The 16,229-nt window shown below is 72.3% G+C and carries 16 protein-coding genes, 2 pseudogenes and 1 riboswitch; of the genes and pseudogenes, 10 read left to right on the top strand and 8 right to left on the bottom strand.

The features are described from left to right. Positions 1 to 129: 129 nt before the first annotated feature. The 3 genes from BIV24_RS07440 to BIV24_RS07430 form a co-directional block, all read right to left on the bottom strand. Complete coding sequence (locus BIV24_RS07440) at positions 130 to 513, bottom strand: DUF3040 domain-containing protein (protein ID WP_071365369.1); 384 nt, start codon at positions 511 to 513, stop codon at positions 130 to 132. A 277-nt stretch (positions 514 to 790) separates the two neighbouring features. Further along, the gene (locus tag BIV24_RS07435; protein WP_071365368.1) at positions 791 to 1,561 is read right to left on the bottom strand and encodes a methyltransferase; all 771 of its coding nucleotides are present in this window, start codon (positions 1,559 to 1,561) and stop codon (positions 791 to 793) included. A gap of 195 nt (positions 1,562 to 1,756) precedes the next feature. Further along, positions 1,757 to 2,296: an SAV_6107 family HEPN domain-containing protein gene (locus BIV24_RS07430; protein WP_071365367.1), complete on the bottom strand. Its 540-nt coding sequence runs from the start codon at positions 2,294 to 2,296 to the stop codon at positions 1,757 to 1,759. 102 nt (positions 2,297 to 2,398) lie between these two features. On the opposite strand from BIV24_RS07430, the pseudogene BIV24_RS33035 reads away from it, so the two are divergent. The 5 genes and pseudogenes from BIV24_RS33035 to BIV24_RS07405 all read left to right on the top strand — a co-directional run. Then, positions 2,399 to 2,896 (top strand): annotated as a pseudogene (locus BIV24_RS33035) (P-loop NTPase family protein); the annotation flags it as partial. Beyond that, the gene (locus BIV24_RS07420; RefSeq protein WP_071365366.1) at positions 2,868 to 3,188 is read left to right on the top strand and encodes a YhgE/Pip family protein; all 321 of its coding nucleotides are present in this window, start codon (positions 2,868 to 2,870) and stop codon (positions 3,186 to 3,188) included. The pseudogene BIV24_RS33035 and the gene BIV24_RS07420, both read left to right, overlap by 29 nt. Continuing rightward, positions 3,176 to 3,532 (top strand): annotated as a pseudogene (locus BIV24_RS07415) (YhgE/Pip family protein); the annotation flags it as partial. The gene BIV24_RS07420 and the pseudogene BIV24_RS07415, both read left to right, overlap by 13 nt. A gap of 106 nt (positions 3,533 to 3,638) precedes the next feature. After that, positions 3,639 to 4,274, top strand: a complete 636-nt coding sequence (locus BIV24_RS07410) for a TetR/AcrR family transcriptional regulator (RefSeq protein ID WP_071365364.1) — start codon at positions 3,639 to 3,641, stop codon at positions 4,272 to 4,274. Between the two features lie 456 nt (positions 4,275 to 4,730). After that, positions 4,731 to 6,269, top strand: a complete 1,539-nt coding sequence (locus BIV24_RS07405; protein ID WP_177198636.1) for a phytoene desaturase family protein — start codon at positions 4,731 to 4,733, stop codon at positions 6,267 to 6,269. Between the two features lie 13 nt (positions 6,270 to 6,282). Here BIV24_RS07405 and BIV24_RS07400 read toward each other — a convergent pair whose 3' ends face one another. The 5 genes from BIV24_RS07400 to BIV24_RS07380 all read right to left on the bottom strand — a co-directional run bounded on the left by BIV24_RS07400 (position 6,283) and on the right by BIV24_RS07380 (position 10,787). Continuing rightward, complete coding sequence (locus BIV24_RS07400) at positions 6,283 to 7,173, bottom strand: SCO2102 family sporulation regulator (RefSeq protein WP_071365362.1); 891 nt, start codon at positions 7,171 to 7,173, stop codon at positions 6,283 to 6,285. Between the two features lie 54 nt (positions 7,174 to 7,227). Further along, the gene (metF, locus tag BIV24_RS07395) at positions 7,228 to 8,151 is read right to left on the bottom strand and encodes a methylenetetrahydrofolate reductase [NAD(P)H] (RefSeq protein WP_071365361.1); all 924 of its coding nucleotides are present in this window, start codon (positions 8,149 to 8,151) and stop codon (positions 7,228 to 7,230) included. Between the two features lie 161 nt (positions 8,152 to 8,312). Next, a complete protein-coding gene (thiE, locus tag BIV24_RS07390; protein WP_071365360.1) occupies positions 8,313 to 8,954 on the bottom strand; it encodes a thiamine phosphate synthase in 642 nt (213 codons plus the stop codon). Between the two features lie 107 nt (positions 8,955 to 9,061). Continuing rightward, a complete protein-coding gene (locus BIV24_RS07385) occupies positions 9,062 to 9,427 on the bottom strand; it encodes an Rv2175c family DNA-binding protein (protein WP_071365359.1) in 366 nt (121 codons plus the stop codon). Between the two features lie 133 nt (positions 9,428 to 9,560). Continuing rightward, on the bottom strand, positions 9,561 to 10,787 hold the full coding sequence (locus tag BIV24_RS07380) for an NAD(P)/FAD-dependent oxidoreductase (protein WP_071365358.1): 1,227 nt from the start codon (positions 10,785 to 10,787) through the stop codon (positions 9,561 to 9,563). Between the two features lie 154 nt (positions 10,788 to 10,941). Next, positions 10,942 to 11,055, top strand: a riboswitch (TPP riboswitch). Between BIV24_RS07380 and thiO the strand changes: the two genes are divergently transcribed. From thiO to BIV24_RS07355, 5 genes are all read left to right on the top strand, one after another. Continuing rightward, positions 11,053 to 12,219, top strand: a complete 1,167-nt coding sequence (thiO, locus tag BIV24_RS07375) for a glycine oxidase ThiO (protein WP_071365357.1) — start codon at positions 11,053 to 11,055, stop codon at positions 12,217 to 12,219. Its footprint overlaps the riboswitch before it by 3 nt. Continuing rightward, positions 12,216 to 12,416, top strand: coding sequence for a sulfur carrier protein ThiS (gene thiS / locus BIV24_RS07370; RefSeq protein WP_071365356.1), 201 nt, complete (start codon positions 12,216 to 12,218; stop codon positions 12,414 to 12,416). The genes thiO and thiS overlap by 4 nt, the downstream gene beginning before the upstream one ends. A gap of 3 nt (positions 12,417 to 12,419) precedes the next feature. Beyond that, positions 12,420 to 13,214, top strand: a complete 795-nt coding sequence (locus BIV24_RS07365; protein ID WP_071365355.1) for a thiazole synthase — start codon at positions 12,420 to 12,422, stop codon at positions 13,212 to 13,214. 114 nt (positions 13,215 to 13,328) lie between these two features. Further along, positions 13,329 to 15,257: a Stk1 family PASTA domain-containing Ser/Thr kinase gene (gene pknB, locus BIV24_RS07360; RefSeq protein ID WP_071365354.1), complete on the top strand. Its 1,929-nt coding sequence runs from the start codon at positions 13,329 to 13,331 to the stop codon at positions 15,255 to 15,257. A gap of 65 nt (positions 15,258 to 15,322) precedes the next feature. Beyond that, positions 15,323 to 16,222 carry a deoxyribonuclease IV gene (locus tag BIV24_RS07355; protein WP_071365353.1) on the top strand — a complete coding sequence of 300 codons (900 nt, stop codon included), beginning with the start codon at positions 15,323 to 15,325 and terminating at the stop codon, positions 16,220 to 16,222. Positions 16,223 to 16,229: the final 7 nt, after the last annotated feature.

Genomic DNA, 16,229 nt, shown 5'->3' with positions numbered 1-16,229 from the left:
ACCGACGGCCGCTGCGGGGCTCTGCGGACGGATGGCCGCGGGCGCCGGCCCGCCCAGACATGAACGACGTCAGGGAGCGACCGCCTCACTGGTGGTCGCCCCCTGAGGGTCTTCGGCTTGTGCCCGGGGCTAGTGGCCCTGTTCGTCCCGGCGTCGCTGCCAGCGCTGTTCGATGCGGTCCATCATGGAGCGTCGCTGCCGGACCTGCCTGCGGGCGCCTGGCGCCCCCTGCTCACCTGGCTTGGGCGCCTTGCGCCAACCGGTCACGGCGAGTACGGCACAGCCCAGCATGACCAGGAACCCGACCACGCTGATCCAGATCTGCTGCGCGACCATTCCGGCCATGAGGAGCGCGATACCCACCAGGAAGCCCACGACCGCCTGGTAGACCCGTCGCCGGGTGTACGTGCGCAGCCCGCTTCCCTCAAGCGCTGTCGCGAACTTGGGATCTTCGGCGTACAGCGCTCGCTCCATCTGCTCGAGCATTCGCTGCTCGTGCTCCGAGAGCGGCACGGAGTCCTCCTCATCGTGCAGTCGCCGGGGCGACCGGGGGGTCCCCTTCAGGATAGGCAGGGATTCGCCCCCTTGAAACCCGCCCCTCTACGCCAATTGGCCAACCCGAACCCGCCATGCACGTCCCGGCTCGCTGAGGCTTCCATTCCCCGGCGTCCGGCCCGTCATGCCGGGCGGTGTCTCTCGATCATACGGCCCACAGCGCCCGATCGGGGGGCCTGTGGTGTACACCATCTGCCGTCAAGCCGCTGATCAGCGGCGCGTCTCGGGCGACGGCTCAAGCCCCGGCCGTCCCCTGCGTCTCACCGAGGACATGGAGCTGCGTGGCCACGGAATGGAACGCGGGGTTCTCGGCCGCCGCGGCCTCCAACTTGAGCAGCGCCTCCAGGGCACCGGGCTCGGTGTCCACCAGTACGCCGGGCACGAGGTCGGCGAAGACCCGGACCCCGTGTACCGCGCCGACACCCAGACCGGCGTCCTCGACGAGCGCGGTGAGCTGCTCGGCGGTGAAGCGGTGCGGCACGGGGTCGCCCTCGCCCCAGCGGCCGTCCGGGTCCTCCAGCGCCTGCTTGGCCTCCTTGAAGTGCCCGGCCAGGGCCCGCGCGAGCACGGCGCCGCCGAGACCGGCGGCGAGCAGGCTGAGGACGCCGCCGGGGCGCAGCGCGGCCACCACGTTGCGGACGCCCTCGGCCGGATCGTCCACGTACTCCAGGACGCCATGGCACAGCACCACGTCGTAGCTGCCGCGCTCGACCACGTCGAAGAGGCCGTGGGCGTCGCCCTGGACGCCCCGCACCCGGTCGGCGACGCCGGCCTCGGCGGCCCGGCGCTCCAGTGCGAACAGTGCGTTCGGGCTGGGGTCGACGACGGTGACCTGGTGACCGAGGCGAGCGGCCGGTACCGCGAAGTTGCCGCTTCCGCCACCGGTGTCGAGGACGTCCAGCGCGGCCCGCCCCGTGGCCTTGACGCGGCGGTCGAGGGCGTCCTTGAGGACCTCCCAGACCACGGCGGTACGGAGAGAGGCGCGGGGGCGCATCGGGTCCGACACGGCAGTTGACTCCTCGGCGCGGCACCGCCTGGTGTACGGCGGAGCGATCGGACGGCCTTCCGATCCCCGGTACCAGGGCGAAAGGCTTCAGGCGACTCCACCCTATTGCCTCCGGTGCCCTGCTCAGAGCCCCGACCCTCACCACTTGGCGGCCCGGCCCCACCCCGCCTCGGACGGCGTCCGGCAGGCCCCCGCTCACCCCGCGTCCGGCATCTCCCTCCCCCCTTCCCGCCTCGACTGCGGCAGGACCGGCTGGAGTACCAGCATCCGCTCGACCAGGCGCAGGAACATCGCCACGTCCCGGATCAGGTCGTCCGCGTCGCGGGTGCTCGCCGCACCCTGGATGCCGGCCTCGGCGCGGGCGCGGCGAGGGGCGCCGGAGGCGAACAGCGCGCTCCACTCGGTGAGCTCGGGTGCGATCTCGGGGAGCACCTCCCAGGCGCTCCTGATCCTGGCGCGGCGCCGCGCTGTGGGCTCCGGGCGCCCACGCGCGGCGAGCACAGCGGCTGCCGTGCGCAGGGCCGCCAGATGGGCCGTCGCATACCGCTCGTTGGGCGTTTCGAGGACGGCGGCCTCATCGAGCCCGGCGCGGGCCTGGGCGAGCAGGTCGAGCGCGGCGGGCGGGGCCGTGGCCCGGCGCAGCACGGGGTGCAGATCGCTCGCGGAGCCGGTCAGTGAGGGGGCAGGGCCGGGGCCGCGGCGCCGGCTTGCGGCGGCTGCGTGGTGGCTGGCCATGACGAACCTCCTGTCGTCTGTGTGACGGCGCTGTGGCCGTATGCGCCCATCGTGGGGTATGGCACTGACAATCCGTTCCGACCTGGGCTTTTGCTTCGCTCAAGGATTCGGGTGCAGCGGGCGGCCGCGGCGCGGCTGCGGATCGACGCCGCCCTGACGGCCGCGGGACTCGACCTGGACGCGCTGCCCAAGGGGCCCCGCACCGCCGTACGGGACCTGGAGCGCCTGGAGGCGCTACGGCTGTCCGTGGCCCTGGCCCTGATCGGCCGTCCGCGCCTGCTGGCCGTCGACGACACCGATCTCAAGCTCTCCGCCGCCGAACGGACGCAGGCCTGGGCTCTGTTGAGGTCGCTCACCGAGGCCGGGACCACGGTTCTCGCGGTGTGCGGCGAGGCCCCCGAGGGCGCGGTCGTGGTGTCCACGACGCCGGGCAGCGGCACCGAGGGCGGGAGCGGGAGCCCGCCGGACGCCCGGCGCGACAAGCGGGACACGCGCGAGGAGCCCACCCCCGGCAAGCCGTCCGAGGACGGCGCGGACGACAACGGCACGGACGAGGACAAGGAGACGGCGGATGCGCACGCCGAGGCTGGCCGCGCTTGAATTCAGGCGGTTCAGCAGGGGGAGGCTGCCACGTGCGGCGCTGGTCGCGCTCCTGCTGCTGCCGTTGCTGTACGGCGCCCTGTACCTGTGGTCGTTCTGGGACCCCTACAGCCGGCTCGACCGCATCCCCGTGGCGCTCGTCAACGACGACAAGGGAGCGGCGGTCGGCGACCGGCGGATCGCCGTGGGAGACGACATCGTCAAGGGGCTGCGCGACAGCGACACCTTCGAGTGGCACGAGGTGAGCGCCGCAGAGGCCGGGAAGGGCGTCGAGGACGGCACGTACTGGTGACGGCGTGCTTCGCGGCGCTGGTCCAGTGGCTGAACGCGCGCTTCGGAGCAGCGGGCCGGATTCTGGTGCTCGCCCTGCTGATGCTCCAGCTGACGTCCGCGGGCGGCACGTACCCCGTGCAGACCAGTCCGGGCTTCTTCAACGCGATCCACCCCTACCTGCCGATGAGTTACGTCGTCGAGGCCCTCAGGAGGCTGATCACCGGCGGCGGTCTGGGACCGGTGTGGCAGGCGTGCGCCGTGCTGGCGGCGTTCACCGTGGGCGCCCTCGCGCTCACCGCCTTCCCGGCCCGCCGCAAGCAGGTGTGGACCCTCGACCGGCTGCACCCGGAGCTGAGCCTGTGACGACCGGTACCGGACCCATGCCCTCCGATGCGGCCTTTCCTGTGACAATCAAGGCCGCGACTCCGCTCCACCGGCTGCAGCCGGTGGTCCCCTCGCTAGGAGACTGATGGAACGCAGCAGCGCCGCCGCGTCAGGCGGCTCGACGAACCGTCGCGAGGCGACCCGGCAGAAGCTCTACGAAGCGGCCGTCACCCTCATCGCGGAGCAGGGGTTCTCCGCGACCACCGTCGACGAGATCGCCGAGCGGGCCGGCGTCGCGAAGGGCACCGTCTACTACAACTTCGCGAGCAAGTCCGTCCTCTTCGAGGAGCTCCTGCGGCACGGCGTGGGACTTCTCACCGCCTCGCTCCGGGAGGCGGCCGAGAACACCGACCTGGCCGGCGGCACCAAGGTGGACGCCTTGGACGCGATGATCCGTGCGGGGCTCGGCTTCATCGCCCGCTACCCGGCCTTCACCCAGCTGTATGTGGCCGAGCTGTGGCGCACCAACCGGGCCTGGCAGTCCACACTCATGGTGGTCCGGCAGCAGGTCGTCGCGGTCATCGAGGGCGTGCTGCGCGAGGGCGTGGCGAACGGCGAACTCAGTGACGAGATCGACGTCCCACTGACGGCGGCCGCATTGGTCGGCATGGTCCTGGTGGCGGCCCTGGACTGGCAGTCGTTCCAGCCGGAGCGCTCCCTGGACGACGTCCACGCGTCACTGTCACGGCTGCTCCAGGGGCGCGTGAGCGGCAGCCGGTAGCGATTCGGCGTACAAAGCGCCGGTCCGGGGCTCCGCGACTGTGCGGGCCGCCTCGAACCGGCGCTCCGTCGTGCCCCCCGCCGGACCCCTGTTGGGTCGTTCCCCGGGTCCGTCCCCGCGCTTCCCCGAGCGCGGACCGGGGGGAGGTGCGGCCAGGGGCGGGCACCGTTCCGCCGCCCCGTGTCGGCGGTGCCGGAGCCGCGCCCCTCTTCCGTGGCTCCACTCTCTCGTTCGCGCAGGTCGGGTCCCATCCGCACAGGTACTCATCTCACCGACTAGGTACGGATACTCAGTCCTGCGCACTCGCCACCAGAACATCCGGGTGCCGACGGGTCACGACCATGATCGTTCCGGCACTCCACCGCTCGCGCGGCGGGGAGGGTCCGGCGACTGCGGGAAGGCCTCGGTCACAGGCCTGCGGCCGGTTTGTCAGCGGTGGCCGATAAAGTCCCTGGCATGGCACGGATTGCGGTGATCGGCGCCGGGATGGGCGCGATGGCGGCTGCCGCCCGGCTGGCCGTCGCGGGCCACCGGGTGGTGGTGTACGAGCGTACGCAGACGTACGGCGGTGCGCTGCGCCGCTTTACGCGCGATGGCTTCTCCTTCGACACGGGGCCGGGTCTGCTGCCGCTGCCCGCGGTCTACCGCGATCTGTTCGTCAAGACGGGCCGGGAACCGCTGGAGGACTGCGTCGAGCTGGTCCAGACGGACCCCTCCGCGCGGCATGTCTTCGCGGACGGCACGGAGGTCTCGCTGCCGAACGCGTCGCGCGGGGGCGTCGTGGCGGCGCTGGACGCGGCGCTCGGCGGCGGCTCGGGCAAGCGCTGGGGCGACTTCCTGGTGCGGGCGCGCGAGGCCTGGGACCGCACACGCCGGCCGCTCCTGGAGGAGCCGCTGTGGCCCAACTGGCAGGTGCTGGCCGAGCGTGAGCCGTACCCGGCGGTGCCGCACCGCACGCTGCTGCGCACCCGGCGGGCCGGCACGCTCGCCGAGGTCGGCGCCTGGGAGCTGCGCGACCCCCGGCTCGTGGCCCTCCTGGAGAGCCACGCCCTGGCGTATGGCCTGGATCCCCGCTCCACTCCGGCGAGCGCGGCCGTCCTTCCGTACATGGAGCACGCCTTCGGTACCTGGTACGTGCGCGGCGGGATGCGGGAACTGGCGCGCGTCGTGTACGAGCGGTGCCTGGCCCGCAAGGTGGAGTTCGTGTTCGGCGCGGAGGTCACCGGGATCGTCGAGAAGGACGGCCGGGCGGCGGGAGTGGAGCTGGCCGGCGGCACCGCCCGGGCTTCCTGCTCCGGGGGAAGCCCGGTGGTGGAGGCGGACCATGTGCTGGCGGGCGTGGATCCCGTACGGCTGAACCGCCTGACGAAGCATCTGCTCCAGGACGCCGGCGACCTACGGCCGGATCTGCTGTCGCCGCGGCCGGGGCGCTTCACCGTGCTGCTGGCGCTGCGCGGCCGGCGTGAGGCGGGTGCCGCGCATCGCACGGTCGTGCACGCTCCCGACCGCACGGCGGAACTGGATTTCGTGGCCTTCCTCGCGAAGGAACCGGCGAAGCCCACGGTGACCGTGCTGCGGCCGGACGACCCCGACCTGCGTCCGGACGACGAGCACGAGGCTGTGGTCCTGTCCGCCGCGGCACCGACGGGCGTCGACTGGACCCTTGCCGACACGGCCGAGCGCTTCGCCGACCTCATGGTCAGCGCTGCCGAAAGCGCGGTCCCCGGACTGCCGGACCGGCTCATATGGCGTCAGGTGCGCACCCCGCACCACACCGCGGAGGAAACGGGCGCCGACGGCGGAGCGGTGCCGCATCCCGCACTCGCCGGCGGTGGCGGCCGCGGTCTGCTTCCGGCCAACTCCAGCCGTCTGCCCGGCCTGTATCTGGTCGGCGGCTGGTCCCACCCCGGTGGCGGCCTCCCTCACGCCGGCATGTCCGGCGCGCTGGTGGCCGGACTCATCGTGGAGGGGCCGGACTTCCGGGGCTCGCAGTGAGGGACCCGGCCGCTCAGTAGCGGTACTGCTCGTCGTAGCCGTTTCCGTGCGCCGTGCCGTTGCCCTGGTACGGGTACGGCTGCTCCGCCGGGGGTTCGCCGCCGAGCGCGCCGTCGGTGGTGCGCTGTTGGGGAACCCAGACGCCGCCGGGCGGGGTCTCCGCGTAGCCTCCGGCGGCGTACTGGTCCTGGCCGTAGGCCTGTTGCCCGTACTGCTGCCCGCCGCCGTGCGCGGTGTCGTAGGAGCCGCCACCGTAGGTCTGCGTGCCGGCGTACGGGTCGGAATAGCCGTCGTAGCCGTACTGCTGCTGCCCGTGCCCGGAGTAGCCGTCGTACGTGTAGCCCTGTTGCTGGTCCCGCGCCTGGCCGGCGGCGGCGTAGGACGGGTCGTTCCCTTCGGGGTTCGCCGCGTTGGTGTAGACGCCGTAGGAACCGGTGTCCTCGGGAAGAGGCTGCGGGTCGTAGACGGCGGTCGACTCGGCCGAGGCCTTGGTGGGACGCGGGCCCGAGAAGACGTCGTCGTGGTCGTCGTAGCCGTCCTGCCCGCGGTACGTTCCGGCAGCGGCCGACTCCTCGGCGAAGGCCTCCGGTGCGGGATCCTGCGGTGTCGCCTCGCCCCGGCGGCGCCTACTGCCGCCACCGCCCTCGTGGTGTCGGTTGACCGTCCAGCCGGACGCGAAACCGCGCCGGAAGGACAGGGTCACATAGGTCTGCCCGACCGCGAACGCGGCCGCGCCCAGCCCGATGACCACCACGGAGGGGATCAGAACGCCGAGCACGACGCCCAGGAAGCCGGTGAACGCGAGCAGCCGCCAGCGCAGGCGTGCCTTGTGCTGCAGCAGCACCTCGCCGAGCAGCCACAGCGCGACGATGCCAAATGCAATGTAGAGGGCCGTCCAGCCCATGTACGCCCCTCTCCCGGTGGCCGCCACGCAGCGCGTCGTACGCCGGTGCGGCGTCTAGGCCTGCTGTGAGTGATGCAGACCCAGACTGTCGTAGATTTCCAGCGTCGCCGTGGAGTTGTTGAGCGTGATGAAGTGCAGTCCGGGGACTCCCTCGGCCAGCAGCCTCGCGCAGAACTCGGTGGCGAACTCGATGCCAATGGAGCGTACCGCCGCCGCGTCGTCCTTCGCTGCGAGGATCCGTTCTTTCAGAGCGGCCGGGATGGCCGCGTTGCTGAGCTGCGGCAGCCGCTCCAGCATCCGCACGCTGGTGACGGGCATGACCTCGGGGATGATCGGGGTCACACAGCCCGCCGCGGCGACCCGGTCGCGCAGGCGCAGATAGGACTCCGGCTCGAAGAACATCTGCGTGATCGCGTAGTCGGCGCCGGCCCGGCACTTGTCGACGAAGTGCGCGACGTCGGTGTCCCAGTCACCGGAGCGCGGGTGCATCTCGGGGAAGGCGGCGACGCCGACGCAGAAGTCGCCCGACTCCTTGATGAGCCGGACGAGTTCGGCCGCGTAGGTCAGGCCCTTGGGATGCGGCACCCACTCACCCATGGGGTCGCCGGGCGGGTCGCCGCGGACGGCCAGCATGTTGCGGATCCCGGCGTCGGCGTACTGGCCGATGATGTTGCGCAGCTCCGCGAGGGAGTGGTCGACCGCGGTGAGGTGGGCGACCGGCGTGAGCGTCGTGTCGGCGACGATCTGCTCGGTCTCCTTGACCGTGCCCGCACGCGTGGAGCCGCCCGCGCCGTACGTCACGGAGACGAAGTCGGGGGCGACCGCCTCGACCCTCCTGAGCGCGCTCCACAGGTTCCGCTCCCCCTTGGGGGTCTTCGGCGCCGAGAACTCGAAGGAGTACGTCGTCTTGCCCGAGGCGAGCATGTCGCGCACCGTGCGCGCTCGATCAGTCCTGGTGGATGCGGTTCCGAGGGCCATAGTCGCAGGTTAACCAGGGGGAGGCGGTCCCCCAACCGGACGAAGATATTTCGTCCGAATTATCACCTCGTTGTCCATCTATCGGACACCACGGCAGCACCGGCTCACCGACGGAGTCCGGCCGGGGCGCGTCAGGGACACGCCTCATCGTGCGAGCCGTGTCACACCGCGCGCAGTCGCTTGGCGAACTCCGCCGCGGCCGCGCCCGGGTCGTCCGCCTCGGTGATCGCGCGTACGACGACCACACGGCGGGCACCGGCCTCCAGGACCTCGTCCAGGTTGCCGAGGTCGATACCGCCGATGGCGAACCAGGGGCGGTCGGTGCCGAGGGCGGCGGTGTGGCGGACCAGGCCGAGTCCCGGGGCCGGGCGGCCGGGCTTGGTGGGAGTGGGCCAGCAGGGGCCCGTGCAGAAGTAGTCCACGCCCTTCTGGACGGCGGCGGCGTCGGCCTCCGCCTCGGAGTGCGTGGAGCGGCCTATCAGGACGTCGTCGCCGAGGATGGTGCGGGCCGCGGGGACCGGGAGGTCGCCCTGGCCGAGATGCAGGACATCGGAGGCGGCGGCGTGGGCGACGTCCGCGCGGTCGTTCACCGCCAGCAGCTTGCCGTGGCGGGCACAGGCGTCGGCGAAGACCTGGAGGTGCTCCAGCTCCTCGGCGGCCTCCATGCCCTTGTCGCGCAGCTGGACGATGTCGACGCCGTCGGCGAGGACCGCGTCGAGGAACTCGGCGAGGTCGCCCTGGCGCCTGCGAGCGTCCGTGCACAGGTAGACGCGGGCGTCGGCAAGACGGGCGGTGTCGGGCACTGTGGTCCCCCGTTGTCGGTGGCGTACGGGCCGCGGCGGGCGCGGTCGGCCGGGGCCGTGGCCCATGGGCCACGGCCCGCACGCCGGACGGTCGTTCTCGGATCGGATCAGACAGCGAGCGCCTGCGCGCGGCGCTTGACCTCCGTACCGCGATTCTCGCTGAGGGCCTGGGCGGGGGTGCCGGGCAGGGTCGGGTCGGGGGTGAAGAGCCACTCCAGCATCTCTTCGACCGTGAAGCCGTCGTCCCTCAGGAGCGTCAGGGTGCCGGACAGGCCCTTGACGACCTTGTCCCCGTCGATGAAGGCGGCGGGGACGTGCAGCGCGCGGTTCTCACCACGGCGTACGGCGATGAGCTGACCCTCCTTGACCAGCTGCCGCACGCGGGTCACCTCGACATCGAGCGCTTCGGCGATGTCGGGGAGCGTGAGCCAGGCGGGGACGAGAGCGTCGATCTTTGTGTCAATCTCGGTCACGGGACAAGGGTGCCATCCCGGACTGACAGTCGGAAGCCGAGTGCCTCCGGTGGAGTGCCGGTTGCCTCCGGTCGTGGGCGTGTTCCGGCGGTACCGCGCACCCGCGGCAGAGTCTGCCAGCGATGGGCGGCGGCTACGCCGTCGCCTCCTTCAGGGGCCGGGAGGGGTCCGGCAGCAGTTCCGGGTCCATGATGGCACCCGCTTCGATCAGGCGGCGGCCCTGGGCCAGGTCCCTGGGGCGGCCCACCGCCAGGAGGGCCGTCAGACGGCCGGAGCGCAGCCAGCACACCGTCCAGGCCGCTCCCTCCGGATCACCGCGCCACACCATGGTGTCCGCGGAGGTGTGGTGACCCACGTACTGGACGAAGCGGCCGAACTGCTCCGACCAGAAGTACGGCACCGGGTCGTACACGGCCGCCGTCTCCCCGACGATGTTCGCGGCCACCGTGCGCGGGCCCTGGAGGGCGTTGTCCCAGTGATGGACCAGCAGGCGTTCCCCGTACCGCCCCGAGGGGAAGGACGCGCAGTCCCCGACCGCGTACACGTCCGGCACCGACGTGCGCAGACGCTCGTCCGCCAGCACCTCGCCGTGGACGCCGAGCGCGATGCCCGAACCGGCGAGCCACTCCGTGGCCGGACGCGCTCCGATGCCCACGACCACCGCGCCCGCGGGCACCCGCGAGCCGTCGTCGAGCACCACGGCCCCCGCCTCGATACGCTCCACACGCGCGTGGGTGCGCAGATCGGCCCCGCTGTTCGCGTACCAGGCCACCATCGGCGCGGCCACCTCCGGGGGCAGCGCCCCCGCGAGCGGCCGGTCCGCGGCCTCCACCACGGTCACCGCGCAGCCCGCCTCACGCGCGGCGGTGGCGAACTCGGCACCGATCCAGCCCGCGCCCACCACCACGATGTCGTGCTGCTGGGCGAGGACGGGCCGCAGCCGCTCCGCGTCGTCCAGCGTGCGCAGCAGGTGCACACCGGGGACGCCTTCCGCGCCCGGCAGCCGGATCGGCTCCGCTCCCGTCGCGAGGACCAGGACGTCGTACGGGACAGGGCCCTCGGCGGTGTCCAGCTCGTGGTCGCCGGGGCGCACCCCGAGCGCCTCGCAGCCCAGCTGGAGTTCGATGTCCAGGGATTCGAAGTCGACGTCGAAGGCGGACCCCTCGGCCTTGCCGAGCAGCACCGCCTTGGACAGCGGAGGCCTGTCGTACGGCTGGTGGGGCTCCGCGCCGATCAGCGTCACGCTGCCGGTGAACCCCTGTTCCCGCAGGGCGACCGCGGTCTGCACCCCGGCCATGCCCGCGCCCACGACGACGACGCGCCGTGCCGATCCGCCCTGTGCCTGCGTCTGCTCGCTCACCTGTATCACCTTAGACAACTGACAGTCCGTCAGTCAGCGGGCGTGCTGAGTGACCTGTTCCACCTTGGCCCGGGGGTCCACTACGGGGTCAAGGACCGGACCGTCGAGGGCTCCCTTACCCAGGCGGACCGCGCGGGCTAGGGTTGGCCACGGTACAAGCACTCGCGGGAGCCCGGACGCACCGGGCTGAGAGGGAGGCTGGGACGGCCTCCGACCGTACGAACCTGATCCGGGTCATGCCGGCGAAGGGAGGGGCTGGACGCCCATGTCGTCTTCACGTACATCAGACGTCCTCGTCGTGGGGGGCGGGATCATTGGCCTGGTCACGGCCTGGCGTGCCGCGCAACGCGGGTTCGCCACGGCTGTCGTGGAACCCATGCCGGGCGGCGGGGCGGCCGAGGTGGCCGCCGGGATGCTCGCCGCCGTCACCGAGCTGCACTACGGCGAGCAGACCCTGCTCGGCCTCAATCTGGCGTCCGCGCGCCGCTATCCGGACTTCGCCGCCGAGCTGACCGAGGCCACCGGCCAGGCCCTCGGCTACCGCAGGTGCGGCACGCTCGCCGTCGCGTTCGACGCCGACGACCGCGCCCAGCTGCGCGAACTGCACACCCTGCAGCAGCGGTCGGGCCTGGAGTCCCAGTGGCTGAACGGGCGCGAGTGCCGCCGTCTGGAGCCGATGCTCGCGCCGGGGGTGCGCGGGGGGCTCAGGGTCGACGGCGACCACCAGATCGATCCGCGCCGCCTCGCCGGGGCCCTGGTGACGGCCTGCGAGCGTGCCGGAGTGGTCTTCCACCGGGTGTGGGCCAAACGGCTGTCGGTGGTGCGGGAGCGGGCCGCCGGGGTGCGGACCGCAGACGGCACCGACCTTGCCGCAGGGCGGGTCGTCCTCGCCGCGGGCAGCCTCAGCGGACGGCTCGCGGGTGTACCGGACGACGTCCTGCCGCCCGTGCGCCCCGTGAAGGGGCAGGTCCTGCGGCTGACCGTGCCGACGCGGTACGCGCCGTTCCTGACACGCACGGTGCGTGCCGTGGTCCGCGGCAGCCAGGTCTACCTGGTGCCGCGGGACAACGGCGAGCTGGTCGTCGGCGCGACCAGCGAGGAGCTGGGCTGGGACACGACGGTCACCGCGGGCGGGGTGTACGCGTTGCTGCGGGACGCGCACGAGCTGGTCCCCGGGATCACCGAGCTGCCGCTCACCGAGACCCGTGCGGGACTGCGGCCCGGCTCCCCGGACAACGCGCCGCTGCTCGGCCCGACGGAGCTGGAGGGCCTGCTGCTGGCCACCGGGCACCACCGCAACGGCGTCCTGCTCACCCCGGTCACCGGCGACATCCTGGCGCACACCCTGACCACCGGCGAGCTCCCCGCCGAGGCCCGCCCCTTCTCCCCCAGGCGCTTCACCACCGCCGCCCTCACGAAGCAGCCCGCATGAACATCTCGGTCAACGGGGAGCCCCGGCAGGTCGCTCCCGGCACCGCGCTCGACGCCCTCGTGCGGACCGTCACGGAGGTCCCCTCGGGTGTGGCCGCCGCCGTCAACGAAACGGTCGTCCCGCGCACGCGATGGCCGTCGACGCCACTGGCCGAAGGGGATCGCGTCGAGGTCCTCACCGCCGTGCAAGGAGGCTGACCCATGACCGACGATCCCTTCGTCCTCGCCGGTACCACCTTCACGTCCCGGCTGATCATGGGGACCGGCGGCGCGCCCAGCCTCGATGTGCTGGAGCGGGCGCTGGCGGCCTCCGGTACGGAGCTGACGACGGTCGCGATGCGGCGCGTCGACGCCTCGGTACACGGCTCGGTCCTCTCCGTGCTCGCCAGGCTGGGCATCCGGGTGCTGCCCAACACGGCGGGCTGCTTCACCGCGGGAGAGGCGGTGCTCACCGCCCGCCTCGCGCGCGAGGCGCTCGGCACGGATCTCGTCAAGCTGGAGGTCATCGCCGACGAGCGGACCCTGCTGCCCGACCCGGTCGAGCTGCTGGACGCGGCCGAGACGCTGGTGGACGAGGGGTTCACCGTGCTGCCGTACACAAACGACGACCCCGTCCTCGCCCGCAGGCTGGAGGACGTCGGCTGCGCCGCGATCATGCCGCTCGGCTCGCCGATCGGCTCCGGGCTCGGCATCCGCAATCCGCACAACTTCGAGTTGATCATGGAGCACGCGCGCGTGCCGGTCATTCTGGACGCGGGCGCGGGTACGGCGTCGGACGTGGCGTTCGCCATGGAGCTGGGGTGCGCGGGTGTGATGCTCGCCTCGGCGGTGACCCGGGCGCAGGAACCGGTGCTGATGGCACAGGCCATGCGGCACGCGGTGGAGGCGGGCCGGCTGGCACGACGGGCGGGCCGCATTCCGCGCCGGTACTTCGCCGAGGCGTCGTCCCCGACAGAGGGCATGGCGCGGCTGGACCCGGAGCGGCCGGCGTTCTGAGCGCCGCCGGCGACGGGAGCGCGGGTGCGGCGTGCGTCACAGGACGGCTGCAGACCTGCCTCGTTGCCGCCGGAACGGACGAAACCGACAGTGCGCCCTCGTAAACTCACTTGCGTGGATACGACCCTTCAGGACCCCCTCGTCGGGCAGGTGCTCGACGGCCGCTACCGCGTCGACGCGCGGATCGCGGTCGGCGGTATGGCCACGGTCTACAGGGCCGTGGACACCCGCCTCGACCGTGTCCTGGCGCTCAAGGTGATGCACCCGACGCTGGCCGCCGACGGCTCGTTCGTCGAGCGCTTCATCCGCGAGGCCAAGTCGGTCGCACGGCTCGCCCACCCGAACGTGGTGCAGGTCTTCGACCAGGGCACCGACGGGTCGTACGTCTACCTCGCCATGGAGTACATCGCCGGGTGCACCCTGCGTGACGTGCTGCGGGAGCGCAGGGCCCTGCAGCCGCGCGCGGCCCTGGACATCCTGGAGCCGGTGCTCGCCGCGCTGGGGGCCGCACACCGCGCCGGGTTCGTGCACCGCGACATGAAGCCGGAGAACGTCCTGATAGGGGACGACGGCCGGGTCAAGGTGGCGGACTTCGGCCTGGTCCGGGCCGTGGACAGCGTCACCGACACCACGGGCGCCGTTCTCGGCACGGTGTCGTACCTCGCTCCGGAGCAGATCGAGCACGGCACGGCCGATCCCCGGGTCGACGTGTACGCGTGCGGGGTCGTCCTCTACGAGATGCTCACCGGTGCCAAGCCGCACCACGGCGACTCCCCCGCCCAGGTGCTCTACCGGCACCTGCACGAGGATGTGCAGAGGCCGTCGGCCACCGTGCCGGGGCTGGCCCCCGAACTCGACGAGCTGGTCGTCTCGGCGACCGCGCGCAAGCCGGAGCTGCGGCCGGACGACGCGGTCGCGCTGCTCGGCCGGGTGCTCCAGTCGCGCAGCCGGCTCACCGACGAGCAGCTGGATGCCGTACCGCCGCAGGCCACCGCCTCGGTGCACGACAACGCCGAGGACCGCACGAGCGTGATCCCACGGCCGCTGCCCGTCAGCCCGTTCACACCCGCCAACCCCGACGAGGACGAGGAGTCCATACTCAACCGGACGAGCCGGCTGGAGACCCCGCCGTCCGAGCCGCCGCTGCGCTCCGGGCGCCCCCGGCGGGGTCTGCTCACGCTCGTCCTGGCCGTGCTGATGGTGTTCGGCGTGGGCGCGGGCGTCTGGTACATCAACTCCGGCCAGTTCACCAAGGTCCCGCCGCTGCTCGCCAAGACCGAGACACAGGCGCGGGAGCGACTGAAGGAAGCCGGGCTCGACGTCAAGCAGGTCAAGCACGCCTACAGCGACACGGTCACGCGCGGCACGGTGATCAGCACCGACCCGGCGACGGGCGAGCGGATCCGCGCCAACGACTCGGTGACGCTGACCATCTCGGACGGCCCCGAGACCGTGAAGGTGCCCGATCTGAAGGGCTACACGCTGGACAAGGCGCGGGACCGGCTCAAGCGGGGCGGCCTGGTCGCAGGCATGGTCACGCACGCGTTCAGCGAGGATGTGCCCAAGGGCTCGGTGATCGCCACTGAACCCGGGGCGGGCACCATGCGGCACAGCGGTTCGGCGATCGCGCTCACCGTCAGCCGGGGCGCCCCGGTGGAGCTGGACGATGTGACGGGCGCGTCCGTCGCCGACGCCACGGCAACGCTGCAGGACGCGGGCCTGAAGGTGAAGGTCGCCGATACACGGGTCACGTCGGAGTTCGATGCCGGGAAGGTCGCCCGGCAGTCGCCGAACGCGGGCGCACAGGTCGGCGTGGGTGACACGGTGACGCTGACGATCTCCAAGGGCCCCGAGATGGTCGAGGTCCCGGACGTGGTCGGCGACAGCGTCGACGACGCGAAGCAGGCCCTGGAAAACGCCGGCTTCAAGATCGAGGAGGACCGCGGCCTGCTGGGCCTGTTCGGCGACACGGTGAAGGGCCAGTCGGTGAAGGGCGGCGACAGGGCCCCGAAGGGGTCGACGATCACGATCCGGATCCGCTGACGGGCACACCCGTGGCGGCGCACCGGCCGACGGGGCGCCCTGGGACCGCGTGACACCCTTGGAGGGTGAGTACTCAGCAGTCCCGTGGCGCCCGCGCCGGCTCCCGCGCCCTTCGCAATCCCATCGGCGGTCACGTCCCCGTGGCCGGCGGTCTGCACTCCGTCGGGCTGTCCTACGCCCGCGACCTCGGGGCCGAGGTCGTGCAGGTCTTCGTCGCCAATCCGCGCGGCTGGGCGACGCCCGCGGGCAATCCGCGGCAGGACGAGGAGTTCCGGGCCGCGTGTGCCGCCGGATCGATCCCGGCGTACGTGCACGCGCCCTATCTGATCAACTTCGGCTCGCACACCGAGGCGACCGTCGAGAAGTCCGTGGAGTCCTTGCGGCACTCGCTGCGCCGGGGCCGTGAGATCGGGGCGCTCGGTGTCGTCGTGCACACGGGGAGCGCCACGGGCGGCCGGGACCGGGCCGTGGCGCTGAAGCAGGTGCGCAAGCACATGCTGCCCCTGCTGGACGAACTGACGCACGACGACGACCCCTACCTCCTGCTCGAGTCGACGGCCGGCCAGGGTGCCTCACTGTGCTCCCGCACCTGGGACTTCGGACCGTACTTCGAAGCCCTTGACGCACACCCCAGGCTGGGCGTCTGCCTGGACACCTGCCACATCTTCGCCGCCGGGCACGACCTGACCGGGCCGGACGGGATGCACCGGACTCTGGACCTGCTGGTGAACACCGTCGGAGAGGGCCGGCTCAGGCTGATCCACGCCAACGACTCCAAGGACGTGGTCGGCGCCCACAAGGACCGCCACGCGAACATCGGGTCTGGCCACATAGGCGAGGACCCGTTCCGCGCGCTGATGACCCACCCGGCCACCGAGGGCGTGCCCCTGATCATCGAGACGCCCGGCGGCAAGGAGGGGCACGCGGCGGACGTGGAGCGACTGAAAGGGCTGCGCGACGGCTGACGGAATA

The organism is Streptomyces colonosanans (genome assembly GCF_001866645.1).
In the GTDB taxonomy this organism is placed as follows: Bacteria; Actinomycetota; Actinomycetes; order Streptomycetales; family Streptomycetaceae; genus Streptomyces; species Streptomyces colonosanans.
This window is presented reverse-complemented; position numbering and strand designations above follow the sequence as displayed.